18 protein-coding genes are annotated in these 20402 nt (G+C 75.2%); 10 read left to right on the forward strand and 8 right to left on the reverse strand.

From position 1 onward, the window contains the following. Positions 1 to 68: 68 nt before the first annotated feature. A complete protein-coding gene (locus tag ACH436_RS11080) occupies positions 69 to 614 on the reverse strand; it encodes a Clp protease N-terminal domain-containing protein (protein WP_430560231.1) in 546 nt (181 codons plus the stop codon). Continuing rightward, positions 614 to 823: an RNA polymerase subunit sigma-70 gene (locus ACH436_RS11085; RefSeq protein WP_430560232.1), complete on the reverse strand. Its 210-nt coding sequence runs from the start codon at positions 821 to 823 to the stop codon at positions 614 to 616. The genes ACH436_RS11080 and ACH436_RS11085 overlap by 1 nt, the downstream gene beginning before the upstream one ends. A 267-nt stretch (positions 824 to 1090) precedes the next feature. Here ACH436_RS11085 and sucC point away from each other — a divergent pair, with 267 nt between their 5' ends. The 4 genes from sucC (at position 1091) to purN (ending at position 5245) form a co-directional block, all read left to right on the forward strand. Continuing rightward, positions 1091 to 2260: an ADP-forming succinate--CoA ligase subunit beta gene (gene sucC, locus ACH436_RS11090; RefSeq protein ID WP_430560233.1), complete on the forward strand. Its 1170-nt coding sequence runs from the start codon at positions 1091 to 1093 to the stop codon at positions 2258 to 2260. A 37-nt stretch (positions 2261 to 2297) separates the two neighbouring features. Further along, positions 2298 to 3194 carry a succinate--CoA ligase subunit alpha gene (gene sucD, locus ACH436_RS11095; RefSeq protein WP_430560234.1) on the forward strand — a complete coding sequence of 299 codons (897 nt, stop codon included), beginning with the start codon at positions 2298 to 2300 and terminating at the stop codon, positions 3192 to 3194. Between the two features lie 105 nt (positions 3195 to 3299). Beyond that, positions 3300 to 4547 (forward strand): DUF6350 family protein, encoded by a 1248-nt coding sequence (locus ACH436_RS11100; protein ID WP_430560235.1) that lies wholly within the window; start codon positions 3300 to 3302, stop codon positions 4545 to 4547. 41 nt (positions 4548 to 4588) lie between these two features. Continuing rightward, entirely contained in the window at positions 4589 to 5245 is a 657-nt protein-coding gene (purN, locus tag ACH436_RS11105; protein ID WP_430560236.1) for a phosphoribosylglycinamide formyltransferase, read from the forward strand. Positions 5246 to 5254: 9 nt separating this feature from the next. Here the strand turns inward: purN and ACH436_RS11110 are convergent, their stop codons facing one another. Next, positions 5255 to 5854, reverse strand: a complete 600-nt coding sequence (locus tag ACH436_RS11110) for an ArsR/SmtB family transcription factor (protein ID WP_430560237.1) — start codon at positions 5852 to 5854, stop codon at positions 5255 to 5257. 96 nt (positions 5855 to 5950) lie between these two features. On the opposite strand from ACH436_RS11110, the gene ACH436_RS11115 reads away from it, so the two are divergent. Continuing rightward, positions 5951 to 7264, forward strand: coding sequence for an MFS transporter (locus ACH436_RS11115; protein ID WP_430560238.1), 1314 nt, complete (start codon positions 5951 to 5953; stop codon positions 7262 to 7264). Positions 7265 to 7324: 60 nt separating this feature from the next. On the opposite strand, the gene ACH436_RS11120 is transcribed toward ACH436_RS11115, so the two are convergent. After that, entirely contained in the window at positions 7325 to 8356 is a 1032-nt protein-coding gene (locus ACH436_RS11120) for an SDR family NAD(P)-dependent oxidoreductase (protein WP_430560239.1), read from the reverse strand. A 93-nt stretch (positions 8357 to 8449) separates the two neighbouring features. On the opposite strand from ACH436_RS11120, the gene ACH436_RS11125 reads away from it, so the two are divergent. Together ACH436_RS11125 and purH are read left to right on the forward strand one after the other, a co-directional pair. Further along, complete coding sequence (locus ACH436_RS11125; protein ID WP_430560240.1) at positions 8450 to 9019, forward strand: TetR family transcriptional regulator; 570 nt, start codon at positions 8450 to 8452, stop codon at positions 9017 to 9019. Positions 9020 to 9189: 170 nt separating this feature from the next. Next, positions 9190 to 10824 carry a bifunctional phosphoribosylaminoimidazolecarboxamide formyltransferase/IMP cyclohydrolase gene (gene purH / locus ACH436_RS11130; protein WP_430560241.1) on the forward strand — a complete coding sequence of 545 codons (1635 nt, stop codon included), beginning with the start codon at positions 9190 to 9192 and terminating at the stop codon, positions 10822 to 10824. A gap of 77 nt (positions 10825 to 10901) precedes the next feature. Here purH and ACH436_RS11135 read toward each other — a convergent pair whose 3' ends face one another. Continuing rightward, positions 10902 to 12239: an NAD(P)/FAD-dependent oxidoreductase gene (locus tag ACH436_RS11135; RefSeq protein WP_430560242.1), complete on the reverse strand. Its 1338-nt coding sequence runs from the start codon at positions 12237 to 12239 to the stop codon at positions 10902 to 10904. 158 nt (positions 12240 to 12397) lie between these two features. Here ACH436_RS11135 and ACH436_RS11140 point away from each other — a divergent pair, with 158 nt between their 5' ends. Continuing rightward, positions 12398 to 12760 carry a DUF3017 domain-containing protein gene (locus tag ACH436_RS11140; RefSeq protein ID WP_430560243.1) on the forward strand — a complete coding sequence of 121 codons (363 nt, stop codon included), beginning with the start codon at positions 12398 to 12400 and terminating at the stop codon, positions 12758 to 12760. Positions 12761 to 12769: 9 nt separating this feature from the next. Here the strand turns inward: ACH436_RS11140 and ACH436_RS11145 are convergent, their stop codons facing one another. The 3 genes from ACH436_RS11145 to ACH436_RS11155 all read right to left on the reverse strand — a co-directional run bounded on the left by ACH436_RS11145 (position 12770) and on the right by ACH436_RS11155 (position 15443). Continuing rightward, positions 12770 to 13918, reverse strand: coding sequence for a CD225/dispanin family protein (locus ACH436_RS11145; protein WP_430560244.1), 1149 nt, complete (start codon positions 13916 to 13918; stop codon positions 12770 to 12772). Next, entirely contained in the window at positions 13911 to 14243 is a 333-nt protein-coding gene (locus ACH436_RS11150; protein WP_430560245.1) for a CD225/dispanin family protein, read from the reverse strand. The genes ACH436_RS11145 and ACH436_RS11150 overlap by 8 nt, the downstream gene beginning before the upstream one ends. A 174-nt stretch (positions 14244 to 14417) precedes the next feature. After that, the gene (locus tag ACH436_RS11155; protein WP_430560246.1) at positions 14418 to 15443 is read right to left on the reverse strand and encodes an aquaporin; all 1026 of its coding nucleotides are present in this window, start codon (positions 15441 to 15443) and stop codon (positions 14418 to 14420) included. A gap of 328 nt (positions 15444 to 15771) precedes the next feature. Here ACH436_RS11155 and ACH436_RS11160 point away from each other — a divergent pair, with 328 nt between their 5' ends. Together ACH436_RS11160 and ACH436_RS11165 are read left to right on the forward strand one after the other, a co-directional pair. Further along, positions 15772 to 16761, forward strand: coding sequence for a malate dehydrogenase (locus tag ACH436_RS11160; RefSeq protein WP_430560247.1), 990 nt, complete (start codon positions 15772 to 15774; stop codon positions 16759 to 16761). A gap of 50 nt (positions 16762 to 16811) precedes the next feature. Then, positions 16812 to 20393 carry an ATP-binding cassette domain-containing protein gene (locus ACH436_RS11165; protein WP_430560248.1) on the forward strand — a complete coding sequence of 1194 codons (3582 nt, stop codon included), beginning with the start codon at positions 16812 to 16814 and terminating at the stop codon, positions 20391 to 20393. The last annotated feature ends 9 nt before the right edge of the window (positions 20394 to 20402 follow it).

Raw genomic sequence — 20402 nt, forward strand, 5'->3', positions numbered from 1 at the left:
CTGGCCCACCGAGCCGGCCCACCGAGCGGTCCGAGGGTGCCGCGACGCCGGGCCGTCGGGCCGTGCGCTCAGGCCGCGCGCGGCTCCTGGGCGGCGGCGCGCAGCGCGGCGACGTCGCTCCCCGCGTCGTGCAGCGCGGACTGGAGGACCCGGCCGCCGGGGCAGTCGGCGCGCAGCACGCCGAGCATCAGGTGGCGCTCGCCGATGCTCTTGTCGCCGAGGCGGACCGCCTCGCGCAGCGCGAGCTCGAGGGACTTCTTCGCGTCGGGCGTGAACGGGTGGTGCGAGCGCTGCCGACGCGGCTTCCCGGCGCGTTCGAGGGCGCCACGTCCGAAGACCTCGTCCGTGCGCCTCCGGACCTCGTCGAGGTCGACGCCGACGGAGGCCAGCGCGGCACCGTCGAGGGAGTCGTCCGCCTCGACGGCGCGCCGGCAGCGGGCCTCGACGTCGGCCGGGTCCAGGCCGGTGGTCCGGAGCGCGGCGGCGGTGCCCTCGCGCCGCGCCAGCGCGACGACCAGGTGACGGGTGTCGATCGTGGCGGTGCGCAGGTCGACCGCCACCTCCTGCGCGTCGACGACGACGGCGCGCGCGTCCTTGGTGAACCTCTCGAACATCAGAGCCTCCTGCCGTGCTTCTTGTGGACCGCCTGCTTGGTCACGCCGAGCGCGTCCGCGACGTCCTGCCACGACCAGCCGAGCGTCCGGGCCCGCTCCACCTGGAGCGTCTCGAGGCGGTCGGCCAGGTCGCGCAGCGCGCGGACGGCCCGCAGGCCCTCTCCTGGGTCGTCGCCGGCGGCCGCGCCGACGAGCGTCTTCTCGGTCATGCCGTCAACTATGGTTGACGGCAGGACCGCATGTCAACCCTGGTTGACGCGTCTGTCAGGACGAGCGCGCGGTATGCCCGGCGGAGGTCCTGACAACTCGGGCGGCGACGTGTGGGATCGGTCACCTGCGGCAGGGGAATACCGGGCCGATGTTCCCGGCGTCGTGCGGGTCGGACTACCCTGTTCGGGGATGTCTTGATGTCGAGACATCCGTTCGTGCCGGCCTCTGCCGACCCAGGGGCACCACCGATGGAAGGACGCAGCAGGGTGGACCTGTTCGAATACCAGGCTCGCGACATCTTCGAGAAGCACGGCGTGCCCGTGCTCGGCGGCGTCGTCGCGACGACGCCCGAAGAGGCTCGCGCAGGTGCAGAGAAGCTCGGCGGCGGGACCGTCGTCGTCAAGGCCCAGGTGAAGGTCGGTGGCCGCGGCAAGGCCGGCGGCGTCAAGCTGGCCCACTCCCCGGCGGAGGCCGAGGAGAAGGCCACCGAGATCCTCGGGATGGACATCAAGGGCCACACGGTCCACCGCGTGATGGTCGCGCAGGGCGCCAAGATCGCCGAGGAGTTCTACTTCTCCGTGCTCCTGGACCGCGCGAACCGCAACTACCTCGCCATGTGCTCCGTCGAGGGCGGCATGGAGATCGAGCAGCTCGCCGTGGAGCGTCCCGACGCCCTCGCCCGCGTCGCCGTCGACCCGATCGTGGGCATCGACGAGGCCAAGGCGCGCGAGATCGTCGACGCCGCGAACTTCGCCGAGGAGCTCAAGGCCGCGGTCGCGGACGTCATCCAGAAGCTCTGGACCGTCTTCACGGCCGAGGACGCCACGCTCGTCGAGGTGAACCCGCTGGTCCGCACCGAGGACGGCGCGATCGTCGCCCTCGACGGCAAGGTCTCGCTCGACGACAACGCCTCCGAGGTGCGCCACCCCGACCACGAGGCGCTCGAGGACAAGGCCGCGGCGGACCCGCTGGAGGCCAAGGCCAAGGAGAACGGCCTCAACTACGTGAAGCTCGACGGCGAGGTCGGCATCATCGGCAACGGCGCGGGCCTCGTGATGAGCACCCTCGACGTCGTCGCGTACGCCGGTGAGGAGCACGGCGGCGTCAAGCCGGCCAACTTCCTCGACATCGGCGGCGGCGCCAACGCCACCGTCATGGCGAACGGCCTGGACGTCATCCTCAACGACCCGCAGGTCAAGAGCGTGTTCGTCAACGTCTTCGGCGGCATCACCGCCTGCGACGAGGTCGCCAAGGGCATCGTCGGCGCGCTGGAGATCCTCGGTGACGAGGCCAGCAAGCCGCTGGTCGTGCGTCTCGACGGCAACAACGTGGACCTCGGTCGCGCCATCCTGCGCGAGGCGAACCACCCGCTGGTCACCCTGGCCGAGACCATGGACGGCGGCGCGGCCAAGGCCGCCGAGCTCGCCCACCTCTGAGCGCCCCGCCGACGTCGAAAGCAGAGATAGCAGAACCATGTCGATCTACCTGAACAAGGACAGCAAGATCATCGTCCAGGGCATCACCGGCGGGATGGGTGCCAAGCACACCGCCCTGATGCTCGACTCCGGCGCGCAGATCGTGGGCGGCGTGAACGCCCGCAAGGCCGGCACCACCGTGAGCCACAAGGACCACGAGGGCAACGACGTCACGCTGCCCGTCTTCGGCACCGTCAAGGAGGCCATGGCGGAGACCGGCGCGAACGTGTCGGTCCTGTTCGTGCCCCCGGCGTTCACCAAGGACGCGGCCATCGAGGCCGTCGACGCCGAGATGCCGCTGATCGTCGTCATCACCGAGGGCGTCCCGGTGCAGGACTCGGCGGAGGTCTTCGCCTACCTCCAGGGCAAGAAGACCCGCATGATCGGGCCGAACTGCCCCGGCATCATCACGCCGGGCGAGTCGCTCGCCGGCATCACGCCGCACACCATCACCGGCAAGGGCCCGATCGGCCTCGTGTCGAAGTCGGGCACCCTGACCTACCAGATGATGTACGAGCTGAAGGACCTCGGGTTCTCCACCGCCATCGGCATCGGCGGCGACCCGGTCATCGGCACCACGCACATCGACGCGCTCGAGGCCTTCGAGAACGACCCGGAGACCAAGGCGATCGTCATGATCGGCGAGATCGGCGGCGACGCCGAGGAGCGCGCGGCGGCGTACATCGCCGAGCACGTGACGAAGCCGGTCGTGGGCTACGTCGCGGGCTTCACCGCCCCCGAGGGCAAGACGATGGGCCACGCCGGCGCCATCGTCTCCGGCTCCGCGGGCACCGCGCAGGCCAAGAAGGAGGCCCTCGAAGCCGTCGGCGTGAAGGTCGGCAAGACGCCGTCCGAGACCGCCGAGCTGATGCGCGAGATCCTCAAGGCGCTCTGACGCGGTCGTCCTGACGCGACGTGCGACGGCGTCCGCCCCTGCCCGGGGCGGGCGCCGTCGTCGTGTCTGCGCCGTGCGGGCGCCGCTCCGGGTGACGATGGGCCGGTGAGCGCACCACCCGGCACCCGATCTCCCCGCACCGTCGACGGCGGCGCCCCCGCCCGGTCCGTCGGCCGCGGGGGCGAGCGGTTCGCGGCCGCGACGTCGGGCGCGTGGGCCACCGCGCAGGGGATCGTGCTGTCCGGGGCGGTCGTCGTGCTCCTCGCCGTCGTCGGGGTGCTCGGCGGGTCGCCGGACTCCGCCTGGACGGGCGCCGTCGGCGTGGCCACGGGGCTGTGGCTGCTGGGCCACGGCGTGCCGATCGACGCGGGCTCCGGCGTGATCACCCTCGTGCCGCTCGGGATCGGCGCGCTCGCCGTCTTCACCACCTACGTGTCCGTCAAGCGGTCCGCGCTGCCCACCCTGGCGGCCTGGCTCGCGGCGACCGCCACCTATGCCGCCGTGACCGCCGCCCTCGCCGCCGCGACCGCCGGTGTGGCCGGTGGCGACGGGTTGGCGGCCGCGGGACCCCGCCTGGCGCTGGCGGCGCTCGGCGGCGCCGTCGTGGGCGGCGCCGGGGCGGCGCTCGGCATCCTCGTCCCGCCGGACCGGCCCGAGGTGGTCGTCCCCGGGGGACTGCTCGACCGGGTGGTGCCCGACGTCGCGCGGCTCGGCCTGCAGGCCGGCACGCTGGCCCTCGCCGCGCTGGCGGGGCTGGGGGCCGCGCTCACGCTCGTGTGGGTCGTGGCCGGGCGGGCGACGTCGGAGGACGTCGTGACCGGGCTGGACCCGGGCTGGATCGGGGGAGTGGTGTTCGCCGTCGCGCAGCTCGCGCTGCTGCCGAACCTCGTGCTCTGGGCCACCTCGTGGCTGGCCGGCACCGGCTTCGCCGTGGGACAGGGCACCCTGTACGCCCCGGGCGGCACCGAGACGGGCCCCCTGCCCGCCGTGCCCCTGCTGGGCGCGCTGCCCGGGCCCGACTGGTCGGGCTCGACCGCGGCGGTCGCGGGGCCGCTGGCCGTCGTGGCCTGCGGTGCGCTCGCCGGCTGGTTCTCCTGGCGGCGGCTCGACCCCGACCGGGTGCGCTGGACCGACCTGGCCCAGGTGCTGGCGGGGACGATGCTCCTCGCGGGCGCCGTCATGGGCCTGCTGCAGCACTGGGCCGGGGGAGCGGTCGGTGCCGGCCGCCTGGCGCAGGTGGGGGCGGACCCGCTGCTCACCGGCGCGGTCGTGGCCGTCGAGGTCGGGGTCGGGGCGGCCGTGGTGCTGCTCGGCATGCACCTGCGGGTCGGGCCCGGGTCGCGCGGGCAGTAGGCCACCGCCGACCGGCGGCGGCGCGCAGGTAGGGTGACGTCGTGCAGACCCCGTCCGGCCACCCCGTCGCGTCCACGTCCACCCAGGGCACGGCCCAGGCCCGGCTGGTCGTCCTGGCCTCCGGCGGCGGCTCCAACCTCGCGGCGCTGCTCGCCGCCCACGACGACCCCGCCTACGGCGCCCGCGTCGTCGGCGTCGTCTCGGACAAGCCCGGCGCCGGGGCGCTCGACCTGGCACGCGACGCCGGGGTGGCGTCCGTCGCCGTCGCCCCGCAGGACTTCGACGACCGCCCCGCATGGAACGACGGCGTGGCGGAGGCCGTCGCCGTGTTCCGGCCGGACTACGTGGTGCTCGCCGGGTTCATGCGCATCCTCGCGCCCTCGTTCGTCGAGCGGTTCGCCGGCCGGATCGTCAACACGCACCCCGCGCTGCTGCCGTCGTTCCCCGGCGCGCACGGCGTGCGCGACGCCCTCGCCTACGGCGTCAAGGTCACCGGCTGCACCGTGCACGTCGTGGACGCCGGCGTCGACACCGGCCCCATCCTCGCCCAGGCGACCGTGCCCGTCCTCGACGGCGACGACGAGGCCTCGCTGCACGAGCGGATCAAGGTCGCCGAGCGTGCACTGCTCGTGGAGACCGTGGGTCGCGTCGCGCGCGAGGGGCTGCGGGTCGAGGGCCGCCGCGCGACGATCGGCTGACGTCGCGGCTCAGGAGGCGGCGGGGTCCGGAGACGAGGAGCCCGGAGGCGCGGAGTCCCCGCGGGGATCGTCCCGCGGCGCGACGGCGGTCAGCACCTGGTACACCTCGCGTGTGGTGTCGCCGGCGGCCCGCGTCGCCTCCACGCTGCACTCGGACCAGCGGCTCAGGAGTGCCGAGAGCTCGTGCACCAGCTCGTTCGCCTCCTCGCGGGTGAGCAGCAACGTGGTGAGCATGAACGTGCGTCCTGCGTCGCGCGTCGACTCGTGGTCGCCGTGGGCGAACACCTCGGAGAGCCAGTCGAGGGTGGGGCGCAGGATGAGGTCGGCGGCGCCGCCGGCCGTGGGCTTCACGTTGTAGCTGGTCGCGACGTTCGTCCAGACGCGGTCGCGCTTGTCGCGAGCGTGCTCGGGTGCCTCGGCGATCATCCCCGCCTTGGCCAGCACCCGGAGGTGGAAGCTCACGGAGTTCGCCGGGTGCCCGATCGCCTCGGCCAGGTCAGCCGCACGCGCGTGGCCCACCACGGCGAGCTGCATGAGGATCCGTTGCCGCACCGGGTTGGCGATGGCGCGAAGGGACTCCGGGTCGCTGATCTCCATCTCCTCCAGCACGTCCCGAGCCTAGCAAGATCCCGCAACGAGTAATGCGCAACGATCAACGCGCAATAACCATTGCGCAACAAGTCTTGCGGGTCTACCGTCGTCCCCATGACCCGGACCACGGCGGCCGCTGCGCCGTCCACCGCGAGCGAAGCCGTCACCGCCGACGAGACCGCACGGCTCTCGCCCCTGCGCCGCAACCGGCCGTACATGCTGCTGATGACGGGTCTCACGACCCAGTCCCTGGGCGGCAGCATCACCAAGTTCGCGGTGCCGCTGCTGGCGCTCCAGCTCACGGGCTCGCCCACGGCGGCGGGGGTGGTGGCGGCGATCGGGCAGACCGGCGCGCTGCTCGCCGCCCTGCCCGCGGGTGTCGTCGCCGACCGCACGGACCGGCGCCGCCTGGTCGTGGTCGCCGCGAGCGTCGCGGCCCTCCTGTGGGTGACGGTCGTCGTCGCGGGCGTCCTCGGTGGGCTCACGGCATGGCACCTCGCCGTGGTCCTCTTCGGGGCGGCGGTCGCCACCGCGTTCCTCGACCCGGCCATCAGCGGTGCGTTCCGGGCCGTCGTCCCCCAGCCGCAGCTGCCGACCGCCTACGCCGTCGCGCAGGGACGCGACGCCGTCGCCGGGATGGTGGGCGGACCGCTGGGCGGGGTGCTGTACGGCATCGGCCACGTCGTCCCGATGCTCGGGGCGGTCGTGGGCGAGGCGGCCACGGCGCTCTGCGCGGCCCTCGTCAAGGAGCCGTTGAACGGTGATGTCGCGGACCAGCGCGCCGTCCGCCCCGTCGTCGCGCTGCGCCAAGGGCTCCGCTTCGTGGCGTCGCTGCCGCTGTTCCGGGCGTGCCTCGGGATGTTCGTCGTGGTCAACGTGGCGCTGAGCGGGATGCTCATCGGCATCCACCTCGAGCTCGCCGGGAGCGGTACCTCGCCCGTGCTCATCGGCGTCCTCGACACGGTCGCGGCGGGATCGATGCTGCTGGGAGCCGTGATCGCGCCCCCGCTCGTGGCGAGGGTGCGGCTCGGCGCCCTGACGGTGCTGGCGCTCGGGTTGCTCGTCGTGGCCTTCGCCGCGATGGCGGTCGTGCAGGAGTATCTCGCCTACGTCGTCCTGGTCGGTGTCGGGGTGCTGCTGGTGCCGGCCGTCAATGCGGCGATGGCGGGCTACGTCGCCGCGATCACGCCGGGGGAGATGCAGGGCCGGCTGTCGTCGGTGCTGGGCCTCAGCGGGGTGGCCGCGATGCCGCTGGCGCCGCTGGTCGGCGGCGTGCTGCTCGGCGCGGGCGGGATCGGTGCCGTGCTGTGGGTGCTGGTCGCACTGCTCGCGGTGACCACCGTCGCGCTCGGGCTGGTGCGCTCGCTGTGGCGGGTCGGCACCCCGGACACGTGGGCCGACGACGCCCTCCCGATGCCCGCCGAGTGATGCGCGACCTGTCAGGACCAGGGGGCTGTATACCCGCCCCTGGTCCTGACAGGTGGGAGGTCAGACGGCGGACCAGCCGCCGTCGGAGGCGAGGATCGCGCCGTTGAGGTTCACGGCGTCGGTGGACAGCAGGAACGTGATCGACGCGGCGAGGTGCTCCGCCGTCGCGACGCCGGGGATGTTGCCCATGAACCGGCCGAGGCGCGCGCCGCCGAACTCGGCCTGCGTGGGCACCTGGATGCCGGTCGCGACCCCGCCCGGGGCGACGGCGTTCACCTGCACGCCGGTGCCGGCGTACATGACCGCGGACGACCTGGTCAGCCCCACGACGGCGTGCTTGGACGCCGTGTACGCGGCGCCGGCGGCGGAGCCGCGCAGGCCCGCCTCGGAGGCCACGTTGACGATGCGGCCGCCGCCGGCGGCCAGCATCCCCGGGACGACGGCGCGCATGAGGCGCATCGTGCCGTCGACGTTCACGCGCATCACGCGCTCCCAGGTGGCGTCCGTGAGCTCGTGCACGGCGCCCATGTCGTCCATGATGCCGGCGACGTTGGCGAGCGCGTCGACCCGGTCGCCGGCCGCGCGCACGATCTCCTCGACGGAGTCGGGCGAGGTGATGTCGCCCGCGACGGCGACGACCTCGGCCCCGGGGGCGACGCCGGCGAGGGTCGCGGCGAGCTCGTCGAGCTTCTCCTTCGCGAGGTCGACGGCCACGACGCGGCCACCCTCGCGGGCCACGCGGGACGCCACGGCGCGGCCGATGCCGGAGGCTGCGCCGGTGACGACGACGGTCTGGCCGGCGAAGCGGCCGGGCGTGACCTGCTCGGTCCAGGGGGCGGGGGAGCGGCCCTCGGCGGCGTCGTCGGACGCGTCGTCCGGCGCCTGCTCGCGGTACGCGGCGACGAGGCCGTCGATCATCTCGGCGGGGAACTGCCCGTTCGACAGCGTGACGAGCTGCTCGAGCGGCAGGTTGCGCGCCGGGGCGAGCGCGTCGGCGGAGGCCCCGGCCTGCTCGAGGACGGTGCCGAGGATGCGGCCTCCGACGGGGTGGTCGAGCCACTCTCCGACGGTCGAGGATGCGGACAGGGCCATGATGCTCTCCTTGCTGGGCGGTCCCTCGCGGGCTGCTGCGTCGTCGTCGTACGACCTATCCGGACAACACTGTCCGGTTGCTAGTGTAGGCCCGTGCCGACCGCTCGGAGCAACTCTCACCCGCCCAGGAGCAACCCCGGGCCCGCTGCTGCGGCCCGCAACCGCGCGGCGCTCCTCGAGGCGGCGCACGCCGTCTTCGCCGAGTCCGGCACCGCCGCCCCGCTGAGCTCGATCGCCCGCCGTGCCGGCGTGGGTCAGGGCAGCCTCTACCGCCACTTCCCGGACCGCGTCTCCCTGGTGGCCGCCGTCGTCGAGGAGAACGTGGACGCGCTCGAGGCGGCCGCGGCGGCCGGTGCCGGGCTGCCCGAGCTCCTCGGGCTCGTGACCCGGCACGCCATCGAGTCGGTCGGCGTCGTCGACCTCCTGGCCGAGGACCGGCCCGCGCGCATGCTCGAGCTGCGCGACCGCGTGCTCGCTGTGCTCGCGGCACGGCACGGACCGGCGACGGAGGCCGGCCAGGTGCCGCCCGGCACGACCGTCGACGACCTCATGCTCGGCGTCGAGCTCGTGGCCGGCGCGCTCACCCGCCGTCCCGCGGCCGACCGCGCACCGATGGCCGCGCGGGCCTGGAGGCTGCTCGGTATCCAGGTCGTGCTCCCGTGACGACCCGTGGCAACCCGTGACGCTGCCCGGCGGCGTTCGGTAGACTCGCCGCGGCCGTGACTGGCGAGGGTGGGTCACCACCGGGGAGCGGCCGACACGTCCCGTCATGCGCGCCGCCCGCCTGGGTGCGAGGGTCTTTCCGCGAGAACCCGCCCGAGGAGAAGACACTCATGTCCGGTGCACCCACCGCCCCCGACGTCCAGCTCGCCGACGACGCGCAGCGCCCCGTGCGCCGCGCTCTGCTCAGCGTCTACGACAAGACCGGCCTGACCGAGCTCGCCACCGCCCTGCACGCCGCGGGCGTGGAGCTCGTCTCCACCGGCTCCACCGCCACGAGGATCGCCGACGCCGGCGTCCCCGTCACCCGCGTCGAGGAGCTCACCGGCTTCCCCGAGTGCCTCGAGGGCCGCGTCAAGACGCTGCACCCGCGCGTGCACGCCGGGATCCTCGCCGACACCCGCAAGGCCGACCACCTCGCCCAGCTCGCCGACCTCGGCATCGAGACGTTCGAGCTGGTCGTCGTGAACCTGTACCCGTTCGCGGCCACGGTCGCGTCCGGCGCCGGCCCGGACGAGGTCGTCGAGCAGATCGACATCGGCGGGCCGTCCATGGTCCGCGCCGCGGCGAAGAACCACCCGAGCGTCGCCGTCGTCGTCGACCCGGCGCGCTACGACGACGTCGTGGCCGCGGTCCAGGGCGGCGGCTTCACCTTCGCGCAGCGCAAGCGCCTCGCCGCCGCCGCGTTCGCGCACACCGCCCAGTACGACGTCGCCGTGGCGTCCTGGTTCGCCAGCGTCTACGCGCCCGACGAGACCGCGGTCGAGTCGCACATGCCCGACGTCGTGGGCGCGGCGTACGAGCGCGCCGAGGTGCTGCGCTACGGGGAGAACCCGCACCAGAAGGCCGCCCTCTACACGCGGACCGACGGCGCCACCGGCCTCGCCCAGGCGACCCAGCTGCACGGCAAGGCGATGAGCTACAACAACTACGTGGACGCCGACGCCGCCTGGCGGGCCGCGCACGACCACGAGGGGCCCGCCGTGGCCGTCATCAAGCACGCCAACCCCTGCGGCATCGCCGTGGGCGAGGACATCGCGCAGGCGCACGCCCGCGCGCACGCCACCGACCCGGTCTCGGCGTACGGCGGCGTCATCGCGGCCAACCGGGTGATCACGAAGGCGGCGGCCGAGCAGATCGCCCCCGTGTTCACCGAGGTCGTCGTGGCCCCCGGCTTCGAGCCCGAGGCGCTCGAGATCCTGCAGGCGAAGAAGAACGTGCGCCTGCTCGTCGTGGGCACCCCGCCGCAGGCCGCCGCCGAGAACCGCCCGATCTCGGGCGGCATGCTCGTCCAGGAGGTCGACCGGTTCCAGGCCGAGGGCGACGACCCCGCGTCGTGGACCCTCGCCGCGGGCGAGGCCGCCGACGAGGCGACGCTCGCCGACCTCGCGTTCGCGTGGAAGGCCGTGCGCGCCGCCAAGTCCAACGCGATCCTGCTCGCCGCCGACGGCGCCGCCGTCGGCATCGGCATGGGTCAGGTCAACCGCGTCGACTCGTGCCGCCTGTCCGTGGAGCGCGCGAACACCCTCGCCGAGGGCGAGTGCGGCCCGGTCGAGCGGGCGCGCGGCGCCGTCGCGGCCTCGGACGCCTTCTTCCCGTTCGCCGACGGCCTCCAGGTGCTGCTCGACGCCGGGGTCCGCGCCGTCGTGCAGCCCGGCGGGTCCATCCGCGACGCCGAGGTGATCGAGGCCGCCCAGGCCGCCGGCGTCACGATGTACCTCACCGGGACGCGCCACTTCGCGCACTGACCCGAGACGCACGCACCGGGCGTGCCGGCCTGCTCCTCACGGCGTGAGCGAGGATCAGGGCCGGCACGCCCGAGGCGTCAGGCGGGGTCGGCGACGGCGGCCTTGAGCCGGACGCCGGGGTCGGTCGCGCGGGCGAGGTCCAGCCGCAGCGGCTCGCCGCGGCTCATGAGGCGCCGGACGCCGCCGACGTCGCGCGGCGAGTCGACCAGGAGCACGGCCCGGACGGTGCGGACGCCGTCCACGACGCCGACGGGCGCCGGGCCCTCCGCCGGGTCCAGGTAGAGCGCCGCCCACGGGCCGACGCCCGGGGTACCGCGCAGCAGCACGGGGGAGTCGTCCGCGGGCAGCCCGAGCAGCGCGAGGTCGTGGCCGAGCTGCTGCGAGAAGACGTACGGCGCGTGCCCCGCGCCGGCCTGCTCGACGCCGAGCATCGCGCGCACGGTCGGGTCGGGGTCGTGCAGCGCGGCCGACCAGTGCCCGCCCGGCACGGTGCCGAACACGGGGTGCGCGCGCGACGCGACGTCGCCGACCGCCCAGACCCGCGGGTGCCCGGGGACGCGGCCGTCGCCGTCCACGAGCAGCGCCCCGCGGGCGTCCAGCGGCAGCGTGCCGACCAGCCAGCCCGACGCCGGCCGCGCCCCCACCGCGGTGAGCACCAGGTCGGCGGGCACGTGCTCGCCCCCGGCCAGGAGCACACCGCCGGCCTCGACGGCCGTGACGGCGGCACCCGTGCGCAGGCGCACGCCGGCGTCCGCGTACCAGCCCGCGAGCAGCCCGCCGACGGCCGGGCCGAGCTGGCGCGACAGCGGCGAGCCGGCCGCCTCGAGCACCGTCACGTCGGCCCCCGCGCCCGCCGCGACGCCCGCGACCTCGGCGCCGATCCAGCCCGCGCCGACGATCACCAGCCGGAGCCCCGGGGTGCTGCGCAGCGCCGCCCGCAGGCGGTCCGCGTCCGCGGCGGTGTGCAGCAGGGACGTCGCGCCGAACCCCGGCGGGACGAGCGGCACGGAACCCACCGCGAGCACGACCGCGTCGGCCGCCACCTCCCCGCGCGACGTCGTCACGACCACGCCGTCCGTGCCGTTCATGCCGTTCACGCCGTCCGCCAGCGCGAGCGCGGGCTCGCCCAGCCGCACGTCGTCGCCCAGCGCCTCGACGTCGACGCCGAGGTCCGTGCTCAGCCACACGGGCTCGGGCCGCGTCAGCAGCTCCTTGGACAGCGGCGGCCGGTCGTACGGGGGCACGCCCTCCGCGCCGAGCAGCGTGATGCGGCCGTCGAAGCCGTGCGCGCGCAGCGCCGCGACGGTCTGCGCCCCGGCGAGGCCGGCGCCCACGACCACGACGGAGCGGGGGACCGGGAGGGTGCCGGCGGGGGCGGCGGCGAGGTGGTCGGCGTCGGTGGTCGGCTCAGGCACTGCCTCACCGTAACCCTCCCCGGACGCGCGCCGGCGAGCCGCGGTGCCGAGACGTGGGCGCCGATGCGTGGGCGTGGAGACAGGGGCGCGGAGACATGGGCGCCGGGACATGGAAGGCCGACGCTCGCCCCGGTCGCGCGACGGTAGGCTCGGCTGCCGTGGATCCCCGTGCGCTGCCCGACCCTGGACGCGAGCCCGGAGGGCGCGAGCCCGCGCCCACGTGGCACTCCGTCGAGGCGGCGGACGACGAGCCGTCGCGCACCCTGCCCGGCCCGGAACGTGCCATCGTCACCGTGCTCGCCGGGATCGTGCTGGCCGTCGTGCTCGGGGTGCTGGTCGGGGCTCGCGTCGGCACGGGCACCATCGCCCTGACGCTCGCCGTCGCGGGCACCTGGCGGGCCACGTCGGCCACCGGCCCCGTCGGCCTCGTGGTGCGCAGCCGCGGCTTCGACGTCTTCCTGTGCTGGGGCGGCGCCGTCGTCATCGGCGCGCTGGCGCTGACCGCCCCCGGCCTGGGCTGAGGACGCCGGTCAGCCCGCCGCTCCCACGAAGCTCGTGGTCAGCGGCTCGTCGGAGGTGACCGCGCACGTCACGACCCTGCTGCCAGCCGACAGCTCGGTGAAGCGAGGGGCCACGGTCCAGATCTCCAGGGGCGGCCCGCTGTACTCGCCGCCGACGAACTCCGTCCAGGCGCTCGCGCACATCTCCCGGGCGACCGACCAGATCGTCGCGTCGTCCACGGCGTCCGCGAGGGTGAGGCGGTCGTCGGCGAACACCTGGCCGGTGTGCGGTTCGTCGCAGAACCCGACGACGGGGACGTACAGGTCTCCCCGCTCCACGAGGGGCTCGGCGTCGAAGCACGACGGCGACGGGACGAGGCCCAGGTACGTCGCACTGCCCTCGGCGGACGGACCGTCGGGCTCGGGCGTCGGGGACGCCGCGGGCACGCCGTCCGCCGGCTGTGCCGCACACATCACGTGCGGCGACGTCTCCCACCCGTCCTCCTCCGTGAACCACGACCACCAGGGCACGTCCTGCGGCCGTCGGCCGAGGTCACGAAGGGCGGCGTCGCAGGTCGCGGTCGCGACGCGTTCCCCGGCGGCGCTCCCCGGCCAGGGCGTGCCCGGCGGGGCGTCGCCGGCGTAGTACACGGCGAAGGCCGAGGATCGGGCACAGGGGACGAGGTGCACCAGCGTGACGAACTCGCCGGCATCGAAACAGTCCCCGGGTGCCAGCAGGGTCCACGGCTTCGCCCGGGCGAAGCTGACGTCGTCCCCCAGATCCTCCCCGTGGCCGTCGCGAGACTGGTCCTCCTCGGGGACGGGGGAGGCCGGCGGGGCCGGGAGCATGGGGCGCGCCGGCACTTCGCGCGCCGGCGCGGCGTCGGCGAACGCGGCGAGCAGCACAGGGGCGGCGCGGTCGGCCAGGTTCACGGCCCCGACGAGCACTGCCGCACTGACGACATGGACGACGACGCCGGTGGCGACGGCGGCGATACCGAGCGCCCGCACGTGCCGGAGGTGCGCCACGGCCGCGGCGTCGTCCCCGGCGCCCCGGGCGTGCGACGCGCGGATCGACGCGGGCACGGCAGCGAACGCGAACGGCCAGCAGAAGATCATCGACACGATCGCCCAGGCGGTGCCCGTCCGGGCGGCGGGTGCCGGCTTCGGCTCAGCCACGGGCGCTCCCGGCCGGGACGCTGTGCGGCCAGCCCAGGTCGACCAGGGCGGTGAGGAGCAGAGCCAGCAGAGCGGCGGTGAGCAGCACGCTCAGCACGACGGCGACGACGACCGCCGCGATCCCGTACCTCCGTGCGGCGCGGGCGTGCCCGGCCGCGGCGGCGAGGTCGCCGGCGCCGTGCGCGCGGGCCGACCGCTGGGCACCGAGCAGCGCGGCGATGCCGAGCGGCCAGCAGAGGACCGCCGCGGCGACGGCCCACCCGGTGGCGTGGCGTGTCGCCCCCGGGGGAGCGGCGGTCGGCGCGGGGGGTGCGTACGGGGTCAACGCAGACTCCGATCGGGGGCGGACACCAGGAGAGTGGTGGCCGCCCCAACGGCGGCGCGCCCTTTGTACCAGAGGTCCGACTTCGTGCTCCGCGCGCAGAGGGTGAAATCCCCTGCGGACGCGACGAGGGCCGGCACCCCACCGGGTGCCGGCCCTCGCGCGTGATCCGGGTCGTCAGGCGCGCGGCGCGTCGCCCTTCGGCTCGTCGGCCGTGCCGGGAGCGGCGTCGTCGTCAGGGTTCTGCCCGTCCCACTCGCCCTCGTTCTCGTCGACCTCCGACCGCGCGGGAAGGGCGCCGTCGTCGACGACGTCGTGGCTGCGGGGCTCCTCGCCGAGGTCGTCGCCGGCCGCGGAGCCGACCTCGACCTGGACGACGGCGGGCACCGGCGCGAACGCCCGGTAGAAGAGGGCGGCGAGCGCTCCACCCAGCAGCGGCGCGACGACGAACACCCACAGCTGGCCCCACGTCCAGCCGCCGCCGAACACCGCGGAGGCGAACGACCGGGCCGGGTTGAGCGAACCGTTGGTGATCGGCCAGGCGACGATGAGCATCGCGCCGAGCGCCAGGCCGATGACGACCGGGGCGAAGGTGACCGTGGAGCGCTTGCTCGTCACCCCGAGGATGATGCCGACGAACACCGCGGTGACGATGACCTCGACGAGGATCGCGGCCCACATCGTGAACTCGACGGGGGAGCCGCCCTGCTGCGCCGCGGCCGCGGTGAGCTGCGCGGCGGGGGAGTGCGAGCCGAAGCCGTTCGCGGTGCCCTGGAACAGCGCCGCCTTGCTCTCGACGCGCGCGAACGGCAGCACCGTCTCGGGGATGATCGAGAACATCACGGCCGCGGCGGCGGTGCCGCCCACGAGCTGGGCGACCCAGTACGGCACGAGGTCGCGCCACTCCGCGCGCCCGGCGAGGGTCAGGCCGAAGGTCACGGCCGGGTTGAAGTGGCCGCCGGAGATGCCGCCGACGGCGGCGATGGCGCCCATGACGAGGATGCCGCCCGCCAGCGCGACCGTGATGATCTGGCCGTTGTTGAACAGGTTGAACGTGGCGGTGCCGACGATGCCGAGCACCAGCACGAACGTGCCGAACGCCTCGGCGGCGAGCCGGGCGAACAGGCCGTGCTGCGGGGTGCCGGCCGCGGTGTCGACGTCGGCCGGAGCCGTACCGCCCTCGGCGGCGATGTGCTGGGACATGAGGGTCCTTCTCTGCTCGGGAGACGGGCGTCTCGGTGTGCCCCCCGCGATGAGGGGAGGGCCGGTCGTGCGTGACCGGCCTCACGGCCGGCTGCGCGGGCATGCTTCCACCGTGGTCTGAACGGTTGCTGAGCGCGGGCCGACGGTGGCGCTCCCGGCACGTTACCGCGCGTCGTCCCAGGTCGCGCTCCGCCACGGCGGTCGGCGCGCCGTTCCCGCGCCGTTCTCGAGTCGTTCTCGCCCCGTTCCCGAGCGGTGGCGCAGCCGCGGCGACGGTGCGCCCGGAGTGGCGGTCGACCCGCGCGCCGGGCTGCGCCAGAGTAGGGGCATGACCACACCAGTGAACGTCACAGTCACCGGGGCGGCGGGCCAGATCGGGTACGCGCTGCTCTTCCGGATCGCGTCAGGCGCGATGCTCGGCCCCGACACCCCCGTGCGGCTGCGGCTGCTGGAGATCCCGCAGGCGATGAAGGCCGCCGAGGGCACGGCGATGGAGCTCGACGACTGCGCCTTCCCGCTGCTCGACGGCATCGACATCCACGACGACCCGACGGCGGGCTTCGCGGGCACCAACATCGCGCTGCTGGTGGGGGCCCGCCCCCGTGGTCCGGGCATGGAGCGGGCGGACCTCCTCGAGGCGAACGGCGGCATCTTCGGGCCGCAGGGCCGGGCGATCAACGCGGGCGCGGCGGACGACGTGCGCGTGCTGGTCGTGGGCAACCCCGCCAACACGAACGCGCTGATCGCGGCGTCGAACGCGCCGGACGTGCCGAAGGACCGGTTCACCGCGATGACGCGCCTCGACCACAACCGGGCCCTGTCCCAGCTGGCGAAGCGGGCGGACGTGCCGGTCTCCCAGGTGCGCCGCATGACGATCTGGGGCAACCACTCCGCCAGCCAGTACCCGGACGTGTTCCGGGCCGACGTCGCCGGCACGCCGGGTGCGCGGTTCGCGGACGAGGACCGGCTCTGGCTCACCGACGACTTCATCCCGACGGTCGCCAAGCGCGGCGCGGCGATCATCGACGCGCGCGGCGCGTCGTCGGCGGCGTCCGCGGCGAACGCGGCGATCGACCACGTGCACGACTGGGTGCTCGGCACGCCGGCGGGCGACTGGACCAGCGCGGGCCTGTGGTCGACCGGGCAGTACGGCGTGCCCGAGGGGCTCGTCTCGTCGTTCCCGGTGACCTCGTCCGGCGGGGCGTGGGAGGTCGTCGAGGGGCTCGACATCGACGACCTCTCCCGCGAGCGCATCGCCGCGAGCGTGCAGGAGCTCTCCGAGGAACGGGACGCCGTGCGCGCGCTCGGCCTGATCTGACGAAAATTCTGCGGCGGAGCGTCGGGGGCGCCGCATAGGCTTCTCGGGCCATGATCGACGCCCCTGCCGCCCGCGCGGACCACACCACCCCCACCGCGACCTCGACGTCGACGGACCCGTCCCGCCGCCTCGACTGGCGGCGGCTGCGCGGGCCGGTCGCCGCCGTCGCGCTGGTCGCGCTCACCCTCGGGGCGGTGGGGGCCGCGCTCGGCACCGTCGTCGCGGGCCGGCTCGCGGAGGACCCGACGGCGGCGCTGCTCTCGCTGCTCGCGCTCTGCGTGGTCGGCGCCGCCCTGTTCGACACCGCCGGGCAGGTCGTGTGGGCGGGCGTCGTCGACCGCGCCGAGGGGAGGCTGCGCGGCGACCTGCTCACCGCGGCGCTGCACCAGCCGCTCGCGACGCTCACCGAGCAGGCGGTGGGCGAGGTGCTCGACCGGGTCGACGACGACACGCACGCCGTCGGCACGCTGGTGCGCCGCCAGCTGTGGGGCGCGGGCCGCACCGTGGTGGGCGTCGTGCCCATGTACGTGGTCGCGGGCGTGACCTGGTGGCCGGCCTGGGCGCTGTTCCCGGTGCTGGGCGCGCTCGCGGGCGTCCTCGTGCGCCCGATGCTGGGCGAGATCGCCCGCCGCAAGGTGATCGAGGAGGCCGCGTGGACCGACCACGCCGCCGCCTTCGAGGAGTCGGTGGCCGCCCGCGACGACCTGCGCACCAGCCTCGGCCAGCCGTTCGCGATCCGCCGCCTGGCGCAGCGGTCGGCGGACGTGCACCGCAAGTTCCGCGCCGTGGTGACGGTCGAGTCGAAGATGCTGCGCCGGGCGGGCCTGGTGCTCGCCTCGCTGCTCGCCGGCGTCGCCGTGGCGGGGGCCGCACTGGCCTCGGGCGGCACGATGGCGGTCCAGGACCTCGTGACGCTCTTCCTCGTCACGTCGATGTTCGTGGGCCAGGTGGACAACCTCATCCACCACCTGCCCGACATCCAGGAGGGGCTGGGCGCGATCACGCGCATCCGGCAGATGCTGTCCGTCGAGCCGGAGCCGACCGGCGGGCGCGACCTGCCCGAGGGCCCCGTCGGGATCGAGCTGCGCGACCTGCACTTCTCGTACGCGGAGGGCACGTTCGCCCTGCAGGGCGTGGACCTGCACGTGCCGGCGGGGCAGACGGTGGCGCTCGTCGGGCGCACCGGTTCCGGGAAGTCGACGCTCGCGTCGCTGCTGTCGCGCGCCGTCGAGCCGGAGCCCGGCACGGTGTTCCTCGGCGGGGTCGACGTGCGCGATCTGGACCTGCAGAAGCTGCGCGCCGCGGTGGGCGTCGTCACCCAGCGCACGGAGATCCTCGCGGGCACGCTCGCCGAGAACATCGCGCTGTTCGCCGACGTCCCCCGCGAGGACGTCGAGGCCGCGGTGCGCGAGCTGCGGCTGGACGCGTGGGTCTCCGGGCTGCCGGACGGGCTCGACACGCTGCTCGGCCCCGGCGGCACCTCGCTGTCCGCGGGGGAGGAGCAGCTCGTCGCGTTCGCCCGCCTGCTCGTGCGCGACGTCCAGGTCGTCGTGCTCGACGAGGCCACGGCCCGCATGGACCCGCTGACCGAGGCCCGTGTGGTCGCGGCGTCCGAGCGGCTGCTCGCCGGCCGCACGGGCGTGCTCGTCGCGCACCGCCTCACCACGATCGAGCGGGCGGACCTGCTGGCCGCGCTGGACCACGGTCGCGTCGTGCAGCAGGGGCCGCGGGCGCGGCTCGCGCGCGAGGACGGCCCGTACCGCGACCTGCTCCTGGCCAGCGACGCCGCCGACGCGCCCGTCGCCAGCGCGGGTGCCGCGGAGGAGGTCGCGGCCGCGCTCACCGGGCACGGGGCGACGTCGTCCCCCGCGCCCGGGGCCGTGCCGGAGGCCTCGCACGAGGTGGGCGGCCGGCGCCGCCGCGGTGCGGCGCCGGACCTCGCCGACCCGGGGGATGGCCCCAGCCTGGCGCGGGGCGTGCTGCACGCGCTGTTCGTGCGGCCCGCGTGGGGCGTCGTCGGCGCGGCGCTGTTCCTCGTCGCGAGCCTCGTCTCCGCGCAGGGGGCGCTCACCGGGTTCCTGTGGGGGCGGGCGGTCGAAGGCCTCGACGAGGGCTTCCCCACCGCGCTCATGGTCGCGTTCGCCCTGCTCCTCGTCGTCGCGCCGCTGGCGCTGGCCTGGGCGCTGTTCGTCTACCCCCGGTGGTGGGTGGAGGTGCTGCTGCGGGTGCGGATGGCGGTGATGGCTGGCCAGACGCGGCAGGAGCGGCTGCGGGCCACCCCGCCGGGCGAGGTCGTGGCCCGGTCGATGGACGCGGACCGGTTCGTGCGCTACGCGGACCGCTGGGTCGACTTCGTCAACGGCCTGGTCATCGCCGGCGTGACGGCGCTGCTCAGCGGGTCGTGGCTGGCCGGCGGCGTGCTGCTGGCCGTGATGGTGGTCTCGGCCGCCGCGTCGGCGATCGGCCGACCGATCGCGGGCCGCTCCGCCACCCGGTCGTCGGCCGCGCGGGCCCGGTTCGGCCGCGCCCTCGTCTCCGCGCTCGACTCGGCGCGCACGGTGAAGCTCGCCGCGCGCACGCCCGAGGTGCACGGCCACCTGCGGCAGGTCGACGCCGGCCGCGTGCGGGCCGCGATCTTCGAGCACCGGATCCAGGCCGCCCTCGACGGCGTGCCGATGATCATGGTGCAGCTCGGCGTCGTCGCGGCCTGGGCCGGCCTGCTCACCGGCACGTGGGGGCTCGCCACCGCGCTGCTCGTCGCGAACGCCGTGAACGGGTTCGGCTGGTTCGGCGTCGTCGCGGGTGCCGTCGTGACGGAGGCGCCCGGCACGCGGTCGTGGCAGCGTGCCACGGGCCGGTTCGCCGCGGGGACCGACCTCATGGACCTGCCCGCCGGGGTGGACCTGCTCACGGGCGACGCCCCGCGGCCCGCCGCGGGCCCGCGCGAGACCCTGGAGCGGCTGCGCCTCGAGGGCGTCACCGCCGTGCACGACGACGGCACGATCGGCGTGTCGGGCGTCGACCTGGAGGTGCGGCGCGGCGAGCTCGTGCTGCTGCTCGGCCAGGTCGGCTCCGGCAAGTCGAGCCTGCTGTCCGCCCTGAGCGGTCTCATGGAGCACTCCGGCACCATCCGCTGGAACGGGCGGGACGTCGCCGACCCGCAGGCGTTCCTGCGGCCCGGTCAGGTGGCGCACGTGGCCCAGGTGCCGCGCGTCCTGTCCGGGACGTTCAGCGAGAACGTGCGGCTGGACCACGAGCGCGACGTCGACGGCCCGGTCGCCGCCGCGCGGCTCGGCCGGGACGTGGACGAGGCCGGCGGCCCCGACGCGCTGGTCGGGCACCGCGGCGTGCGGCTGTCCGGCGGGCAGGTGCAGCGCCTGGCGCTCGCCCGCGCGCTGGCGACCGACGCCGAGCTGCTGCTCGCCGACGACGTCTCCAGCGCGCTGGACGCCACCACGGAGATCGAGCTGTGGGCGTCGCTGCGCGAGCGCGGCACGACCGTCGTCGGCGCGACGTCGAAGCGCGCGGCCCTGTCGCGCGCCGACCGCGTCGTCGTCCTCGCCGACGGTGAGATCGCCGAGATCGGCCCGTGGCACGAGCTCGCGCCGCGGTGGGGGCACCTGGCCGGCTGACCTCGGCAC

It is taken from the genome of Isoptericola sp. NPDC019693, assembly GCF_044389085.1.
Taxonomy (GTDB): Bacteria; Actinomycetota; Actinomycetes; order Actinomycetales; family Cellulomonadaceae; genus Isoptericola.